At 66.3% G+C, this 1,092-nt stretch carries 1 protein-coding gene; it reads right to left on the minus strand.

Annotated elements, in window-relative coordinates:
* Positions 1-236: 236 nt before the first annotated feature.
* Positions 237-1,092: hypothetical protein (locus B0F77_RS46560; RefSeq protein ID WP_211294393.1), on the minus strand; the 856-nt coding region annotated here is incomplete at its 5' end.

Here is a 1,092-nt window from a genome sequence, read left to right on the forward strand (position 1 = left end):
CCAATTCGTCCGCCAGATCGACTTCGCCGCGTTCGATGCGATCTCGACGACGCTTCCTGAGCGCCACGAGGGTCTGCTCCGCCTTGGTGAGTTCCACGTTCAGGCGGGCGAGTTCGGCATCGATCTCGTTCGGAGAAGCCTTCGCCAGGTTGTTGATGGGCATGGTTGTTCGCCTCGACCTTCGTGAGGGGTGCGGAACCGCCAGCTCGAGCTGGAGGCGCCTGGAACGGGAAGCGTCAGCGGTATTCGCCGGTGACCTGGACCAGATGGGCCATGTCGACCACGGGGCCGGCCCAGTAGCGGACGTGAGCGGGCTCATCGCCGATTCCCCAGGCGTAGAGCCTGAAGTCGGGATCGCTCGGGCTCGCCCACTCGGAGGTGTTGCCGAGACCGCCGGGTGTCCGCACCCCGTACTCGTCGCATCGGTCGACCTCGATCTCGAACCAAGGGCCGGCGCGGAGATGCTCGAACACTCGGCTGTAGGGCGCGTCGAACGGAGTGATGTGGGCCTGCTGGCATGCAGCCGCCCACTCGGCCAACGCTGACGCGGACAAGGAGCGAGAAGAGGTGATCACCGCATGTACGGCGTCGACGTCTGGCAGGCGGCCATGATCGCTGCTGTCCGCGTAGGCGATCGTCGTCGGACTGGTGAACCACAACGTGATCCATTGGGGTCCGCGGTGCCAGCCGCGGGTGAAGCCTCGGACGCCGTCGCCGATCTCTGAGATCGGGATCGGTGGCAGGGCTCCCTGGAGGCCCTGATCAGGTCGAGGCGTCCAGTTGTGGGACCGGAGATCGTCGTCGACGGTCCGGTACAGCATGTCGGTGGTCCGGGCGCCGGTGTAGCCGTGCGCGGCTCTGCTCAGCGTCTGTGTCAACCCGTTCATGCGACCTGTGACGTTGCGCAGACGTTGCAGGGGAACGGGTTCCGAGCTCAAGGCGTTGTCAGCCAGGTCGGCAACCTGGCACCGAAGCTCCGCGGAGAGCGCGGCCAGCTCCAGAAGGCTGGCGGCTTGCGCTCGGTTGACCATCTCGAACGAGTCGGCGCGAGCCCGTTCCCTGGCGAGTTCTGCACGCGCCGACTCGTTCGAG

It is taken from the genome of Lentzea kentuckyensis, assembly GCF_002150765.1.
In the GTDB taxonomy this organism is placed as follows: domain Bacteria; phylum Actinomycetota; class Actinomycetes; order Mycobacteriales; family Pseudonocardiaceae; genus Lentzea; species Lentzea kentuckyensis.